16 protein-coding genes and 1 pseudogene are annotated in these 14,960 nt (G+C 46.2%); 4 read left to right on the top strand and 13 right to left on the bottom strand.

Going from position 1 to position 14,960, the window contains the following annotated elements:
* Positions 1–45: 45 nt before the first annotated feature.
* Together rlmH and AC4CV5_RS00540 are read right to left on the bottom strand one after the other, a co-directional pair.
* The gene (gene rlmH / locus AC4CV5_RS00545) at positions 46–525 is read right to left on the bottom strand and encodes a 23S rRNA (pseudouridine(1915)-N(3))-methyltransferase RlmH (protein ID WP_003226975.1); all 480 of its coding nucleotides are present in this window, start codon (positions 523–525) and stop codon (positions 46–48) included.
* An 80-nt stretch (positions 526–605) separates the two neighbouring features.
* Entirely contained in the window at positions 606–776 is a 171-nt protein-coding gene (locus tag AC4CV5_RS00540) for a CxxH/CxxC protein (protein ID WP_003236479.1), read from the bottom strand.
* A gap of 184 nt (positions 777–960) precedes the next feature.
* Here AC4CV5_RS00540 and AC4CV5_RS00535 point away from each other — a divergent pair.
* A pseudogene (locus AC4CV5_RS00535) lies at positions 961–1,373 on the top strand (hypothetical protein).
* Between the two features lie 34 nt (positions 1,374–1,407).
* Here AC4CV5_RS00535 and fdhA read toward each other — a convergent pair.
* The 6 genes from fdhA to AC4CV5_RS00505 form a co-directional block, all read right to left on the bottom strand.
* Positions 1,408–2,634: a formaldehyde dehydrogenase, glutathione-independent gene (gene fdhA, locus AC4CV5_RS00530; RefSeq protein ID WP_373922735.1), complete on the bottom strand. Its 1,227-nt coding sequence runs from the start codon at positions 2,632–2,634 to the stop codon at positions 1,408–1,410.
* Between the two features lie 62 nt (positions 2,635–2,696).
* Positions 2,697–2,867, bottom strand: coding sequence for a hypothetical protein (locus AC4CV5_RS00525; RefSeq protein ID WP_373922734.1), 171 nt, complete (start codon positions 2,865–2,867; stop codon positions 2,697–2,699).
* Positions 2,868–3,046: 179 nt separating this feature from the next.
* Complete coding sequence (locus tag AC4CV5_RS00520) at positions 3,047–3,286, bottom strand: DUF2651 family protein (protein ID WP_044429983.1); 240 nt, start codon at positions 3,284–3,286, stop codon at positions 3,047–3,049.
* Between the two features lie 15 nt (positions 3,287–3,301).
* The gene (locus tag AC4CV5_RS00515) at positions 3,302–4,465 is read right to left on the bottom strand and encodes a YycP family beta-propeller protein (RefSeq protein WP_490921900.1); all 1,164 of its coding nucleotides are present in this window, start codon (positions 4,463–4,465) and stop codon (positions 3,302–3,304) included.
* A 9-nt stretch (positions 4,466–4,474) separates the two neighbouring features.
* The gene (locus tag AC4CV5_RS00510; RefSeq protein WP_326222417.1) at positions 4,475–5,212 is read right to left on the bottom strand and encodes a YiiX/YebB-like N1pC/P60 family cysteine hydrolase; all 738 of its coding nucleotides are present in this window, start codon (positions 5,210–5,212) and stop codon (positions 4,475–4,477) included.
* A gap of 154 nt (positions 5,213–5,366) precedes the next feature.
* Positions 5,367–5,837 (bottom strand): GNAT family N-acetyltransferase, encoded by a 471-nt coding sequence (locus AC4CV5_RS00505; RefSeq protein WP_222142406.1) that lies wholly within the window; start codon positions 5,835–5,837, stop codon positions 5,367–5,369.
* Positions 5,838–5,948: 111 nt separating this feature from the next.
* On the opposite strand from AC4CV5_RS00505, the gene rapG reads away from it, so the two are divergent.
* Entirely contained in the window at positions 5,949–7,046 is a 1,098-nt protein-coding gene (gene rapG / locus AC4CV5_RS00500) for a response regulator aspartate phosphatase RapG (protein WP_490921897.1), read from the top strand.
* On the top strand, positions 7,047–7,163 hold the full coding sequence (locus tag AC4CV5_RS00495) for a Phr family secreted Rap phosphatase inhibitor (protein WP_003219133.1): 117 nt from the start codon (positions 7,047–7,049) through the stop codon (positions 7,161–7,163).
* 236 nt (positions 7,164–7,399) lie between these two features.
* Here the strand turns inward: AC4CV5_RS00495 and rocF are convergent, their stop codons facing one another.
* The 3 genes from rocF to rocD form a co-directional block, all read right to left on the bottom strand.
* Entirely contained in the window at positions 7,400–8,290 is an 891-nt protein-coding gene (gene rocF / locus AC4CV5_RS00490) for an arginase (protein ID WP_166846278.1), read from the bottom strand.
* 73 nt (positions 8,291–8,363) lie between these two features.
* A complete protein-coding gene (locus AC4CV5_RS00485; RefSeq protein WP_166846275.1) occupies positions 8,364–9,767 on the bottom strand; it encodes an amino acid permease in 1,404 nt (467 codons plus the stop codon).
* Positions 9,768–9,990: 223 nt separating this feature from the next.
* Positions 9,991–11,196 (bottom strand): ornithine aminotransferase, encoded by a 1,206-nt coding sequence (gene rocD, locus AC4CV5_RS00480; RefSeq protein WP_061187132.1) that lies wholly within the window; start codon positions 11,194–11,196, stop codon positions 9,991–9,993.
* A gap of 240 nt (positions 11,197–11,436) precedes the next feature.
* Between rocD and rocR the strand changes: the two genes are divergently transcribed.
* Entirely contained in the window at positions 11,437–12,822 is a 1,386-nt protein-coding gene (gene rocR, locus AC4CV5_RS00475; RefSeq protein WP_222142410.1) for an arginine utilization regulatory protein RocR, read from the top strand.
* 5 nt (positions 12,823–12,827) lie between these two features.
* On the opposite strand, the gene AC4CV5_RS00470 is transcribed toward rocR, so the two are convergent.
* Complete coding sequence (locus AC4CV5_RS00470; protein WP_490921892.1) at positions 12,828–14,279, bottom strand: sensor histidine kinase; 1,452 nt, start codon at positions 14,277–14,279, stop codon at positions 12,828–12,830.
* A complete protein-coding gene (locus tag AC4CV5_RS00465; protein WP_222142412.1) occupies positions 14,276–14,959 on the bottom strand; it encodes a response regulator transcription factor in 684 nt (227 codons plus the stop codon). Before AC4CV5_RS00465 ends, AC4CV5_RS00470 begins: the two co-directional genes overlap by 4 nt.
* Position 14,960: the final 1 nt, after the last annotated feature.

Genomic DNA, 14,960 nt, shown 5'->3' with positions numbered 1-14,960 from the left:
CAAGAGTAAGAATAAAAATTATACTCAACTTTATTATAAACGCCACTATTTATGATAAGGCTCCCCACGATTAATCCGAAAAGCCCGATAAATCTGCTCAACTAGTATGAGTCGCATCAACTGATGAGGAAACGTCATTTTCGAGAACGACAGCTTTTCATCCGCTCGCTTCATCACTGCGTCACTCAATCCGAGTGATCCGCCGATGACAAAGGTGACTTTGCTTTTTCCATATGTAGCCAGCTTATCTATTGTATCGGCTAGTTCTTCGGATGTTTTCATTTTTCCTTCGATGGCGAGGGCGATGACGTGGGCGTCGGGACTGATTTTGGATAAAATGCGGTCGCCTTCTTTGTCTTTTATGATTTTCATGTCCTGGTCGCTTAGGTTTTCCGGCGCTTTTTCGTCCGGGAGTTCGATGATGTCGATTTTTGCGTAGGCCGAAAGTCGTTTCGTGTATTCTTCAATGCCTTGCTTGAGGTATTTTTCTTTTAGTTTTCCGATTGTCACAATATTGATATTCACAGGTCATCCCCACTTTAAAAACAAGTTATTCATATATGTTGTCCACAATTGTGGATATCTTTTCTGTATTTTGTGTAAGATCATTCGTTCCCCACTATATATACTGCGGGGTCTCCACATAATTCACAGGCTGTGGATAAACTGTTAGTATGTTCGATTTTTCTGATTTCGGGCGGCAGCTCGTGGTCGTCTATGTACATATCCAGCACGGTTTCGATGTGTTCTTCACAGGAATAATACGTTTGTTTCATGTTCAAATCCTCCGATGGTTTCTTGCATTTTTGCAAATATTCTCTTCCCAATATAACCTATTTATTCACATGTTAGTAGTGCTTCGGGCTGAGTTTTATCCACAATTCGACAAACAAGCTGTTGATGACTCTATTTCGCTCGTATGTTAGGTTGGATGTAAACGATGTGTGGGGAGGTCTGCATTTGCGGCTCAAATGGGTTTGGCTTTTGTGATCATGCTGTTGCTTGCTAGGTGTCAGCCGTCTTATTGGGTGTTAGAGAAGGATCGAATCGGCGAAGGGAGTCCAGACTTAGAAATATACTCTAATTACCTTCAAATGCATAATGACGTAAAAGGTTATCAAGTCTTCACCATTTCAGAAGGCAAAAAAATGGTTGTTGTGTCTCTTGGAAGCAGAGAGAAGGATAAGAAGCTTGAGGTGTCAGGCGTCAAATTCTCGCCTAAAGAAACGATTGTAACTGTGAAGCGAAAACCAACTCCCAAAGCAAATGAGAAAAACCCTTATATCCTGATTGGACTGGATAAAATCGAAGGAGATTTAATTGTTCAAGACGAATTAGGAAATCGCTTTGAAGAAACAGATTATCAGCAATAAAGCCGGCGTTCCGAGAACGTCCGGCTTTTTCTTCTTACTTCAGCATTCCATGCGGGTCGATGACGAACTTTTTGGCTGCGCCTTTGTCGAAGTCGCTGTAGCCTTTTGGCGCGTCGTCCAGAGAAATGACGGTGGCGTTGACGGCTTTTGCGATTTGCGCTCTGCCGCTCAGGATCGCTTTCATCAAATTGCGATTGTATGTCATAGCGGGTGTTTGTCCGGTGACGAAGGTGTGGGCTTTAGCCCAGCCGAGTCCGAAGCGGATTTTTAAAGAGCCTGTTTTGGCGTCCGCATCCTTTGCACCGGGATCTTCGGTCACGTATAAGCCTGGAATACCGAGACTTCCGCCAACCTGGGTGACGTCCATGATCGAGTTCAGCACGGCGGCTGGCGCTTCCCCCTGGCTGCCGTGTCCAGTTGCTTCAAAGCCGACACAGTCCACTGCGGCATCAACGGTCGGTTCACCTAGTATTTGTTCAATTTGCTCGCCGAGACGGTCGTGTTTTTGCACGTTGACCGTTTCACAGCCGAAGCTTCTCGCCTGTGCCAGTCTGTCTTCGTTCAGATCGCCGACAATCACCGTCGAAGCACCGAGGAGCTGGGCGGAGTGTGCAGCTGCCAAGCCAACAGGCCCCGCTCCCGCGATATAGACGGTTGAACCTGTTTGCACGCCCGCTGTATAAGCTCCATGGAAGCCAGTCGGGAAAATGTCGGACAGCATGGTCAAATCGAGAATCTTTTCTAGCGCCTGTTCTTTATCAGGGAACACCAAAAGCTGAAAGTCAGCGTACGGCACCATGACGTATTCAGACTGGCCGCCGACCCAGCCGCCCATATCGACGTAGCCGTAAGCCGATCCCGGCCGGTCCGGATTGACATTCAGGCACACATGCGTTTTCTGCGTTTTGCACATCACACAGCGTCCGCAGGCAATATTGAAAGGAACGGATACGATATCGCCTTTTTTGATAAATTCTACGTCCCGCCCCGTTTCAATGACTTCTCCCGTAATTTCATGTCCAAGCACCAAGCCTTCAGGCGCTGTTGTGCGGCCTCTGACCATATGCTGGTCGCTTCCACAAATGTTAGTTGTAATGACTTTGAGAATAACCCCATGCTCACATTTTCGATTCACATTCGCCTTCGGAACGCCGGGCCCGTCCTTCAAGATTAACTCCGGATAACCGATATCCTCCACCGCTACAGTTCCTTTGCCTTTGTACACAACCGCTTTGTTTCCTGTCAACGCCATTCCTCCCATTCATGTTTTTGGACACTTGGTCCTTGAACATGACTTCGGTTCGGCATGGCCCTTTCCCTTTTTCACGCCTGCTTTTTCTGTATTCTTACAACAACAAATATGCCAAGAAAGCAGCCGATAATGGTTCCGATGATGTCAAACCAATCTGCTTTACCTCCGTTTAACAGGAACATAGTAGCCGCCGACATCAGACTGATGATAACGGCCAGAAGAATGACACGTTTGGTGTGCATATGCTTCCTCCTTTATCTGCATCCATTTTATATATTCATTTTACAGCAATTAACACCTGTTTACTTGAAAAGGCCACTCGAGATTTATCGTTTTGAACAACGTTCTATCATTGATCAAATTGCTCAACAGAAAAAAGAGACTTCACAAGTCTCTTCATAAACAGCGATCAGTTGAATAATCATTTCCTGAGAAATAATGTGACAACACTGGTTACTAACGCAATTGCAGTATAGAGCACAACCCAAAACATGAATGAACTATTACCGGAAGCTAACGTAAATAACAATATCAAACTCGCGATAAGGACAATCAACGGCGCCACCCAAAATCTCTTAAATAAAAAATGACCCGCTATACCAAATACACCTGCAATGATCGGAAAACCAAAAACGATAAATAAAACGGCGATAGCTCCCATACTAACCTCCTTGCCCTAAAACCCCTTCATCACCTCAACATCATACAGCTTCAAATGACTCTTCGGCGTCACAATCTCCTTTACCTTCCTGATCTCTTTTTCCTTCACTTTCTTCCCGGTTTTCAGGCTGTATTGTTCAATGTATGCGGGCTGTTTGTACGTGTATGTGAAGAAATAGAGATTGCTGCCTTTTCGGGTGATTTCTTTGAAATCGGCTTTCATTTTTTCTGGTGAAAGGGTGAAGGCGATGCTTGTTTTTCCTGTCTTGGCATTGATTTTGTATACCTTTCCGAAGCCGTCAATGAAATACAGGTACCCGTTATAAGGGAAAAAGCTGTTTTTAAAGCTGAAGGGCATGGAGCTGTAAATCGTTTGTTCGTCGTTTTTGTATTCGGCAATATCGTACAGCTCTACTTTGCCGCTTTTCTTGTTGATCTTGACCATTTGATAAAGATTGCGCGCCTTTTGGCCGCGCATCATGACATAGACAGCTTGATCGTCTACAGCAAGCTGGGATTCAACTGAGGCTCCTTCCCGGTACTGCCATTCCGTTATGGTGTGATAGGTGAGCTTTTTCTGATCTGCTTGAATCTGGAGGAGCTGATAGCCTTTTTCGTCAGCTGTCGGGACGAGTGCATAAATGGCGCCACCGTGAAAACCTGAGGCTCGGATGTAGTAGGGGATGACGTCTTTTTTCCACTCCCCGTCTAACTGGCGGTACAGCTCTGAGCGGTATCGGCCTCCCTTTTTGTCATAGCCGGAGTTGTAAAGGGTGTAAAAGCCGTCCGTGTTTTGCAGAAATCCTGCGCTGTCGCCTGTATGCTGATAGGCTCTTTTATGGGAGTGCAAGCCGTTTTTAATCGTGAAAATCGTGTTTTTGTCCTCCAGCATCACACTGTCGTCATGAACCTTGGCGGAACCCAGCTCAAGGCCCTTCATCTGAAATGAAGACAGCGACCTGTCTTGGCTGATAAACAGGGCATAGCTTTTCCCGCCGCCAAATGCATCTTGATCCGCAGAGGTTGAGAAATACAGCAGGACTTCTTTGTCATCCAGAAAATCGGCGTCTCGGAGATCCTGCTGACTCACGGCTTTATGGCTTTTGAGAGGAGAAACGAAGACAAATAGTGCGATTCCTGCGAGAATCAGCATGGCAATGGTGATCATCCACTTTTTCATTTCTTCTCCTTAATAAATGGTCATGATGGTTGTTGTATAGGAAGAGCTTGTGATGTCACGCGGGTATACGCCTAAGCCTCCATTGCCGTCTATATCAATGCCTGCTTTAAGCAAAAATGCAGACCATAGGAGCTTTGAACAGTTTTTGGCACCGTCATGGCCGGTATTTCTGTTATTGACGAAGTTAAATGAGTATGGGTCTCCGACTCTTGATACCGCCCAGTCGGCAGCAGATGTTTTTTGAGATGAGGTTACGCTGACTGTTTGCACGATGGAGTTGTTTTCCACGTCTCTGGCATTGTAAGCGATCTGCCTGACGCCGTCGCTCGGGACAGATTCAACAATTTTGTCAGCGGCGGAGTACATGCCGACGTGGCCGTGATTGTAGTAGGCTGTGTAGGAGTTGGTGTAATAGATATTCCCTTTCGCGCTTGTCGGGAGTTTTTTCGTGCCGGACGAGCCGCCCATGATAGACATGCCGCTTTCCTTGGCGAGCCTGTCGCCTTCTGCTTTATCAGCAGTGATTTCCTCATAGAACTGTTTCAGAATGACTTCTTGCTTTACGTGCTGCTGTTTGGCAATCTGGCTGGCGGACTTCATGATTTCCTCTGCTGTTGTACCTGGCTGCAGTGCGGCTATTTCTTCAGCATAATTTGTGGTCTTTACGGCTTTGGCGGGAGAAACAAACAGGCCGCCACACATTGTAAGCGCTACCAAAAACATTGACAACCGTTTCTTCAACTTCATTACATCTCCTCTTTTCTTGTGAATGTAGGAAAGGTGTTTTCCTCACCCACATTATATTAGGAAAATAAGGAAAGTAACTAGGTGATTTACAGAATTTTTAGAAATCATTTACAGAAGGCTGTCCGCAGAAAAAGGCCTTTTTCAGCCCTTTTTATTAAAGCTTCTTGCTCATCACCACGTCCGTCTCTTGAAATCCGGTCCGCTCATATAGCTTCCGCGCCGTCTGATTATGGGCAAATACATGGAGAGAAAGCTTCCGAATTCCCATGCTTCGTGCGGTCTGTTCTAAAGTTATTAATGCTTGCTTTGCATAACCCTTGCCCCGGTACGGTTCATACAACCCGAAATCGTAAATAAACGCTTCCTGCTGCGGATGCTCCGGTTCAGCATGTATCCAGAGCCAGCCAACGATTTCCTTTTCATTTAGCTCAAGGCTCCATAAATGATGATGTGGTGTTTCCAGCCCTTTCGGAAGCAAATTTGAAAAGGTCTGCCTAGACAAAAGCTGTGCATCTTCAGGCAGCCATGTCCCCGCCTTTACCTTTTCTTCCGCGTAATGCTTTGCTGTGTACGTAAGATAAGACCGAAATTCTTCTGTCTGCATAGGGGTCAGCATGATTGTCATATCATCTCTCCTTCAACATATTGACTAGAGGATTTTACATAAAATAGAAAGAGGTGTTACTATCAGAATAAGCAACTGAGATTGATAAGTCACTAGAGAAAGGAGTTTCAAATGAATAAAATTGCACCCGCAGAAATCGCTAACATGCTCAACGATTGGTACCTTGCGATCAAGAAACATGAAGTTGAAGAGTCCGCCCGTTGTTTTGAAGAAGTAAAGCCTTTATTGGATGACATGGAAGAGGATCAGGAGGTGCTGGCCTACTTCTCCTTATTGGAACTGCGCCATAAGGTTTTGCTTCATGAGGCGAGAGGACAGGGTTTTCAGCATGAAGAGCCTGCTCATATGAATGCTACGTCAGACCTGCTGAAATATTACTTTTTTCTGTTTGAAGGCATGTATGAGGCCTATAAAAATAATTACGATATTGCCATTGGACTGTATAAAGAGGCCGAGCAGTATCTCGGCAACATTCCCGACCCGATTGAAAAAGCCGAATTTCACCTGAAGGTCGGTAAGCTCTATTATAAACTGGGACAAAATATTGTGTCTCTCAATCATACACGCCAAGCGGTCAAAACGTTCAGGGAAGAGACAGACTATAAAAAGAAACTGGCCTCGGCGCTGATCACCATGTCAGGCAACTTTACCGAGATGGGACAGTTTGAAGAAGCCGAAACGTATTTGGACGAAGCGATTCGGATCACGAGAGAATTAGAGGATCATTTTTTTGAAGCCCAGCTTTTGCATAACTTCGGACTTCTTCATGCGCAAAGCGGCAAGTCAGAAGAGGCGGTCTCCAAATTAAAAGAGGCCTTACAAAACGAAGAATACGCATGCTCCTCCTATTACTATCATTCTGTTTACTTGCTGATTCGAGAGCTGTTTAAGCTCAAAAAGATAGATCAGGCCTTTTCTTATTACCAAGAGACGAAGGAAAAATTGAATGCAGAGCCGAATAGAATATGTGAGGCAAAAATAGACATTTTATATGCCATTTATGCAGAAGGAGGTCATGCGGAAACGTTTCACTTATGCAAACAACATATGGATGATTTGGTGTCCGAGAAAGAGTATGACAGTGTAAGAGAACTTTCCATTTTGGCTGGCGAACGGTATAGGGAGCTTGAGCTTTACAAAGAAGCTGCCCACTTTTTTTATGAGGCATTACAAATTGAAGAACTCATCAAACGAACGGAGGTTATATAAATGAAAAAATTTCTGATTGGTGCAGGCGTTGCAGCAGTGATTTTATCAGGTTGGTTTATTGCGGACCATCAAACCCATTCACAGGAGATGAAAGTCGCTGAGAAAATGATTGGATAAATGAAAAACCCCCGCGGGATGCGGGGGTTCAATTTAACGAAAGAATCCTAAAACGGTTTGTAGTTTTAGGATTCTTTCATATTTTCAGCGTGATTGAAAACCCTTGAAGTCTAGGAAGGACGAGCATTGGAGCGCAGCGAATGTTTGGAATTCGTGAGCACCAACGCGCAGGCCTGACAACGAATGCAAGGGTTTGTCGACACGCTGAAACCCCCGCGGGTGCGGGGGTTTTCTTATTACAGCAATTTCTTCCCTAGCAGGGATTCTACGAGCTCCACTGCTGTTTGGCCAGTTTTGTTTTCATGATCAAGAATCGGGTTGACCTCAACGAATTCAGCTGAGGTGATGATGCCTGCATCATACAGCATTTCCATAGCCAGATGGCTCTCCCGGTAGCTAATGCCGCCGACGACAGGGGTTCCGACACCCGGTGCGTCGTTCGGATCAAGTCCGTCCAGATCAAGGCTGAGATGGACGCCGTCACATGCTGATAAATAATCAAGGGTTTCTTCAATTACCTTTGTCATGCCGAGACGGTCGATTTCGTGCATCGTGTACACCTTCATGCCGCTTTCCTTAATATACTTGCGCTCCCCTTCATCAAGTGACCGGGCGCCGATGATGACGACGTTTTCCGGTTTGATTTTAGGCGCGTAGCCTTCAAGCTTAACCAGTGACTCGTGGCCGATGCCGAGGCTGACGGCAAGCGGCATGCCGTGAATATTGCCTGATGGTGATGTTTCAAGTGTATTCAAGTCGCCGTGCGCGTCATACCAGATGACGCCGAGATTATCGTAATGCTTTGCTGTGCCTGCCAGCGTACCGATCGCAATACTGTGGTCGCCTCCCAGGACAAGCGGGAATTTTTTCTCTTCGATGACTTTGTTGACCTTTTGAGCGAGTTTTTCATTTCCTGCCAAAACTGAATTCAGGTTCTTCAGTTCCTCGTCATTGTTGATCTTTTCGCGGTTGATCGGAATGTCACCGAGATCTTCAACCGTATACCCCATGTCTGACAGCCGTTCGATCAGATGGGCGTACCGGATGGCACTCGGGCCCATATCCACTCCGCGTCGTGCTTGTCCTAAATCCATTGGCATTCCAATAACCGAAATCGTTTTATCCATCTGTGATTCCACCTCAACATATAAGATAATGTCCTATGCGGGTTATAACAAAGATGACTTGCGGACAATGTTTTTAAAGCTCTAGCTGACGATTTGCCTGCTGGCGTTTTTTAATGACGACATGATAAATGATGTAGCAAATGACCATAAATGGTATGCCGCAATACAGCGCAATACGCTGCTCCGGATCAAATGCAAGGCTGATAAGAACGACCGTATTTAACGTCAGGCCGAGAATCGGCAGCACCGGATATAGCGGTGTTTTGAATTTTAAATCTTCTATCTTGCCGCCTTCACGGATATATTTGCGTCTAAACATGATTTGGGAAAGCGAAATCGTAATCCAGCCGACCTGTGCGCTCATGCCCGCCAATGATAATAGCACCATATATACGGTTTCAGCCTGCGCAAATTTTGTCAGAAGTGACAGGCAGGCAACAGCCATCGTTACGATTAACGAGTACATCGGCACACCGCGTTGATTTGTTTTGCCCAGCGCTTTGAAGGCCTGTCCTTCATTCGCCATCGCGTACAGGATACGTGTCGATGCGTATAAACCTGAGTTCGCAACAGATAACAGCGCAATCAATATAACAAAGTTCATGATATCAGCTGCATACGGGATTCCGATTTGCTCAAATACGACAACAAACGGACTTTCCACGACTCCAGCCTGCTTCCACGGAATCATGCCGGCAATGACAACGATGGAAAGAACAAAGAAGACAAGCGTTCTCCATACTGTCTGTCTGATCGACCGCGGAATTGTTTTTTCAGGGTCTTCACTTTCTCCCGCTGCAACCCCGATCAGCTCAGTTCCCTGAAACGCAAAGTTCACGGTAATCATCGTAATCAGCATTGCCTTTATGCCGTTCGGAAATAACCCGTCTTCATAAAAATGTGTCAGAAACGGCGCCTGCTCTCCGCCTTTCAGGTCAATCAGGCCAAACATGGCAGCTCCGCCGAGAATAATAAATAAAAGGATAATCAAGATTTTAATCCCGGAAAACCAAAATTCAGATTCTGCAAAGGCTTTCGCGGTTATCGCATTTAGTAAAAACATCAGTGCTGCAAATACCAGACACCAAATCCAGACCTCCACATGCGGAAACCAGCGCTGCATGAGCTGTCCCGCTGATAAAAATTCAATGGCGCATGTAACCGCCCAGCCGAGCCAGTACAGCCAGCCGAACGCAAACCCGAAGGCCGGGCTGATAAATTTTGTCGCATAGGTCTGGAAGGACCCCGACACAGGAAAGGCGACCGCCAGCTCCCCTAAGCAAAGCATGGTCAAAAACATGATAAAGCCGCCCACTAAATAGGACAGAACCGCGCCGAGCGGTCCCGCCTGGTTTATGGTAAACCCGGTTCCAAGGAAGAAACCGGTTCCGATCACTCCGCCCAATGAAATCATGAACAAGTGGCGTGATTTCATTGTCCGCTGGAGCTGATTTCCGTTATCTTGGTTTGTATTCACATTCTGCACCCCTTCAGCAACTTGTATTGGATCTAAGCTGGAACATCTACATGGTGCGTATCCCAGTTTGCTGTCCAAAGAGTCTCTATCTATTTAATATAAAATTCACTTCTTCTCATAAAGATACATTATACTAAAATACTGTAGCTGAGCAAATAGGGAGTGCTGATTTTTCTGTTGTAAATTTATACAAGCGAAGTGAATATCCCGCCATGGTGCGGATTTATGCGTTTTGCAGCACGTGCTTAATTTTTTCTATCGCCCAATCCAAATCCTTTTTGGATATGATTAATGGCGGTGCAAAACGAATCACTGTATCATGCGTTTCCTTGCATAGAAGCCCTTCTTCCTTCAAACGCTCACAATAAGGGCGTGCGGCTTCCGTCAATTCCACACCAATAAACAGCCCTCTGCCGCGGACTTCTTTAATGATAGGGTTGTCAATGCTCTCAAGCTCGCTTTTAAAGTATTCGCCAAGCTCAAGAGAACGATCCGCCAGCTTTTCATCCTCCAGCACTTCCAATGAGGCGATAGACACTGCACAGGCAAGCGGGTTTCCGCCAAATGTGGAGCCGTGTGAGCCGGGGTTAAACACGCCTAAGATCTCGCGGTCCGCCGCAATGCAGGAGATCGGGAACACACCGCCGCCAAGCGCTTTGCCCAAGATGTACATATCCGGAACAATGCCGTCCCAGTCACAAGCAAACGTCTTGCCTGTACGTCCAAGTCCCGTCTGAATTTCATCCGCAATAAACAAGACATTCTCTTCCTTACAAATCGCCGCTGCTTCCTGCAAAAACCCTTCAGGCGGAATGACAATGCCCGCTTCGCCTTGAATCGGTTCGAACAAGAATGCCGCTGTATTCGGCGTAATGGCCTGACGAAGCGCTTCCGCATCTCCGTATGGAATTAATTTGATTCCCGGAAGCATCGGGCCGAATCCTCTTTTATATTCCTCTTCAGAAGAAAGAGACACCGCCAGCATCGTCCGGCCGTGGAAGTTTCCGACACATGCGATAATTTCCGCTTGATTGTCGGCTACGCCCTTCACTTCATAAGCCCAGCGTCTCGCCGCTTTCACCGCAGATTCAACCGCTTCAGCTCCTGTATTCATCGGCAAAATCATCTCTTTGCCTGTCAGCTTAGCTGTTTTTTCATAAAATGGCCCAAGCTGATCGTTGTGAAATGCGCGTGATGTGAGGGTGATTTTATCAGCTTGATCCTTCAATGCCTGAATAATTTTCGGGTGTCTATGACCCTGGTTTACCGCAGAATAAGCACTCAGCATATCCATATATTCATTGCCTTCCGGGTCCTTTACCCAAGCACCCAGCGCTTCAGAAATGACAATTGGGAGCGGGTGGTAATTGTTGGCTCCATAATGAGACGTCTGATCAATAATTTCTTTGGATTTAGATAAAGCTGGCATATTTGAATTCCCCCTTGTTTTCTGTTTCAACATGTTATCCTGCTTTCCCTTTATATAAATGCAAGTTCTGTGCCAAATCAAGATTTCGTGTGTTTTCTACAAATTTCGTGGACAAGGTGCAAAAACATTCAGATATTTCGAGCAAAAATTTCAGCAAGTGCAAAATTCTTTTGCATATCCTCTACATTCTTTTATAAAATAGAAGCAATATTAAGAAAATAATTGAGGGAGGTTCATACAGTGGTCAAAGACAGCGAATTCCTCACATTGGTTTTTCAGAGCATTTTGGATGAAATCGATGTTGGCCTGCACGTGGTAGACGAGCACGGAAACACGATCGTTTATAACAATAAAATGATGCAGATTGAAGATATGGAGAAGCATGATGTCCTGAATAAAAACCTGATGGATGTGTTTATGTTTTCAAAGCAGCAGGACAGCACACTTGTACAGGCCCTTCAGGAAGGCAAAACGATTAAAAACGTCAAACAGAGCTATTTCAATAATAAAGGCCAGGAAATCACAACGATCAATCATACATATCCCATCGTCAAGGACGGCAAGATCAGGGGCGCAGTCGAAATTGCCAAGGATGTGACTAAGCTTGAACGGCTGATCAGGGAGAATATGAACAAAAAAGGCAGCACAACCTATACGTTTGACAGCATTCTCGGCACTAGCCCGGCCATTCAAGACGTCATCGAAAATGCCAAGCGGGCAACGCGCACGTCGTCATCTGTCCTTCTCGCAGGCGAAACCGGCACGGGAAAGGAGCTGTTCGCGCAAAGTATCCATAACGGCAGCGACCGTTCAGGCGGACCGTTTATTTCGCAAAACTGTGCAGCGCTGCCAGACAGCCTTGTGGAAAGCATTTTGTTTGGAACAAAGAAAGGTGCGTTTACCGGCGCTGTAGACCAGCCCGGCCTGTTTGAACAAGCCCATGGCGGCACATTGCTGTTAGATGAAATCAACTCGCTGAACCTCAGCCTTCAGGCAAAGCTGCTGCGCGCCCTTCAGGAACGGAAAATCAGGCGTATCGGTTCGACTAAGGATACGCCGATTGACGTGCGTATTATTGCCACGATGAATGAAGACCCGATTGATGCGATTGCGGGCGAACGGATGCGGAAGGACTTGTATTACAGGCTGAGCGTTGTGACGCTGATTATCCCGCCGCTTCGAGAACGAAAAGAAGACATTTTGCTTCTCGCGTCGGAGTTCATCCAGAAAAACAACCACCTGTTTCAAATGAATGTCGAACATATCAGCGAAGACGTGAAGCAATTTTTCCTATCTTATGACTGGCCGGGAAATATTCGTGAGCTTGAGCATATGATCGAAGGCGCCATGAATTTCATGACGGACGAGCAAACGATTACGGCATCCCATCTGCCTTATCAATATCGCATGAAAATCAAGCCGGCAGACATCCCAGAGCCTGAAACACCACGACACCAGCCGGCGGCGGACTTAAAAGAAAAAATGGAGAGCTTCGAAAAATATGTGATTGAAAATGTGTTAAGAAAACACGGCCATAACATCTCACAAGCTGCTCAGGAACTTGGCATCAGCAGACAAAGCCTCCAATACAGGCTGAAGAAATTTTCTCACCCGCCTGCCGAGTAACAGCTCTATTCCGGCGCAGGAAGCCTGATCAGAAAAACGGTGCCTCTGCCGATTTCACTTTTTACTTCAATCGTCCCATTATGGCTGTCGATAATCGATTTCGTAATGGCAAGCCCCAGTCCCGACCCTCCATATTTTCGGGAGCGGGATGGGTCTGCCCTGTAAAACCGGTCAAATAAATGCGGCAAATGCTCCGGCGCGATACCTGTGCCGTTGTCCGCTATCATCAGCATGACGCCGTCATTGTCTTTTTGCAGCGAGATGGTGATGGCACCGATTTTCTCATCTGTATACTGTACTGCGTTGTAAACCAAATTCAGAATGACCTGTTTCATTTTATCCCTGTCATACACCGTTTCAGCGTGATCATCAAGCAGCAGCTGCAGTTTTCTTTCCTTCGCAAGCAGACTGAGCTGCGGCTCCATTTCCCTTATGAGCGAATCGAGATCACCTTTCTTCATTTCAAAGCTCGGCACCCGATCGATTTTTGCAAGAAACAGCAGATCCTCTATCAGCCGGGTGGCTCTCTTCGATTCTTCATACATACTATTCAGCGCCCTATCTCTCTGCTCCGGCTGAAGCGCGGCGCCCCGCAGCAGCACTTCGATAAAGCCGTGTATGGACGTTAAAGGCGTTCTCAGCTCATGCGAAGCATCTGATACAAATTGCCGGATGCGCTCCTTCGCTTCTTTTTCTGCTTTGAATGACATTTCAATCCGCTCCAGCATGCGATTAAACGAAATGGCAAGCGCATCGATTTCCATTTGTTTTCGATAAACAGGAAGCCTTTTATTTAAATTTCCCGCATTGATATGCCCCATCATATGTACCATTTGTGATAACGGTTTAAGCGTATGTCGGACCACGGGCAAGAATGTAAAAAGCCCGAGCAGGAGCGCAACAAGCGAGAGCGTGGAGTAAATGCTGATTTGCCGAAGCAGCACGTCCTTCAGCGGTGCGGTTAAAGTGCTCATTTGGATCACGCCTGCTTCTTTTCCATCAATATTAATAACCTGAAACACAACCAGCGCTTCCTCGCCTGCTTCATTTTTCGTGATTCTGTAATGCAAGGCCATCGTATCTTTCAACGCCTCATCATATACACTTTTTTTAAATGTTGGCGGTGCTCCCGCATATGGGTCCGTCGACAATACCGTGCTGGCTTTTGTTTTTTTATCAATAAAAACAATTGTCACACCTGGATAAATAAAGGCGGGACGGACAGCACCATCTGACTTGTCCGGGCTGTCGGGATTGCTTTTGTATCTTTCAATGTTTTTCCATATGGTCGGCTCCGTCGAGTTGATATAACTCTGAATGCTGACAGCTCGGTTTTCATATAAGAGGCGTTTTCCAAACACATATTGCATGGCGCCGACAAAAACCAATAGAAGAACGAGTATGCATAACGAGCGGAATAAAAGCTGAAAACGCAGCGTTTTGAATCGTTTTTTCATTCAATATCCATCCGATAGCCCGCGCCCCGTACAGTGCGGATCACTTCATGCTTTTTGTCATTCAATTTTTCCCGCAAGGAACGGATGTACACTTCGACAATATTTTCTTCCCCGTAAAAGTCATAGCCCCATACTTTATCCAGAATCCTTGCTTTACTGAGCACAAGGCCATGATTCAGCACCAACAATTTCAGCAGCTCGTATTCCGTTGCCGAAAGCTTCAGCACTTCTTCCTGATAACGGATTTCTCTGCGCCGGTCATCAATCCGAAACGGGCCGAGCGTGACTTCTTCGAACAGGTTAGGGAAGTGATCCCGAATTCTTGCATAGATACGCGCCAGCAGCTCTTCAAAGCTGAACGGTTTGATCATATAGTCATCAGCGCCCTCTGTCAGCGCTTTTACCCGGACCCCCACCTCATCCTTTGCCGTGAGCATAATAACGGCGGTATGGCCGGTTTTTTTCATCATTTTCGATACTTCCAGCCCATCCATTCCGGGCATCATCACATCCAGGATGGCCACATGCGGCTGAAATGTCTTTGCGATGTTCATCGCTGTCATTCCGTCATCCGCTGTCTGAACCTCAAAGCCTTCATTTTCAAGACCCATTGTCAAAAAATCTAATATCGCCGGTTCATCGTCAACGAGCAAAATCTTGATGCCTTTCATCCTATTCATG

It is taken from the genome of Bacillus sp. NS1 (assembly GCF_058248265.1).
Note: the sequence above shows the minus strand (reverse complement) of the source record. Positions and strands in the feature narration are given on the sequence as shown.

Bases quoted from the DNA above. Each gene is read 5' to 3' on its own strand.
- AC4CV5_RS00540 (WP_003236479.1), bottom strand. From the start codon at position 776: ATGAAACAAACGTATTATTCCTGTGAAGAACACATCGAAACCGTGCTG.
- fdhA (WP_373922735.1), bottom strand. From the start codon at position 2,634: ATGGGAGGAATGGCGTTGACAGGAAACAAAGCGGTTGTGTACAAAGGC.
- AC4CV5_RS00525 (WP_373922734.1), bottom strand. From the start codon at position 2,867: ATGCACACCAAACGTGTCATTCTTCTGGCCGTTATCATCAGTCTGATG.
- AC4CV5_RS00520 (WP_044429983.1), bottom strand. From the start codon at position 3,286: ATGGGAGCTATCGCCGTTTTATTTATCGTTTTTGGTTTTCCGATCATT.
- AC4CV5_RS00515 (WP_490921900.1), bottom strand. From the start codon at position 4,465: ATGAAAAAGTGGATGATCACCATTGCCATGCTGATTCTCGCAGGAATC.
- AC4CV5_RS00510 (WP_326222417.1), bottom strand. From the start codon at position 5,212: ATGAAGTTGAAGAAACGGTTGTCAATGTTTTTGGTAGCGCTTACAATG.
- AC4CV5_RS00505 (WP_222142406.1), bottom strand. From the start codon at position 5,837: ATGACAATCATGCTGACCCCTATGCAGACAGAAGAATTTCGGTCTTAT.
- rapG (WP_490921897.1), top strand. From the start codon at position 5,949: ATGAATAAAATTGCACCCGCAGAAATCGCTAACATGCTCAACGATTGG.
- AC4CV5_RS00495 (WP_003219133.1), top strand. From the start codon at position 7,047: ATGAAAAAATTTCTGATTGGTGCAGGCGTTGCAGCAGTGATTTTATCA.
- rocF (WP_166846278.1), bottom strand. From the start codon at position 8,290: ATGGATAAAACGATTTCGGTTATTGGAATGCCAATGGATTTAGGACAA.
- rocD (WP_061187132.1), bottom strand. From the start codon at position 11,196: ATGCCAGCTTTATCTAAATCCAAAGAAATTATTGATCAGACGTCTCAT.
- AC4CV5_RS00470 (WP_490921892.1), bottom strand. From the start codon at position 14,279: ATGAAAAAACGATTCAAAACGCTGCGTTTTCAGCTTTTATTCCGCTCG.
- AC4CV5_RS00465 (WP_222142412.1), bottom strand. From the start codon at position 14,959: ATGAATAGGATGAAAGGCATCAAGATTTTGCTCGTTGACGATGAACCG.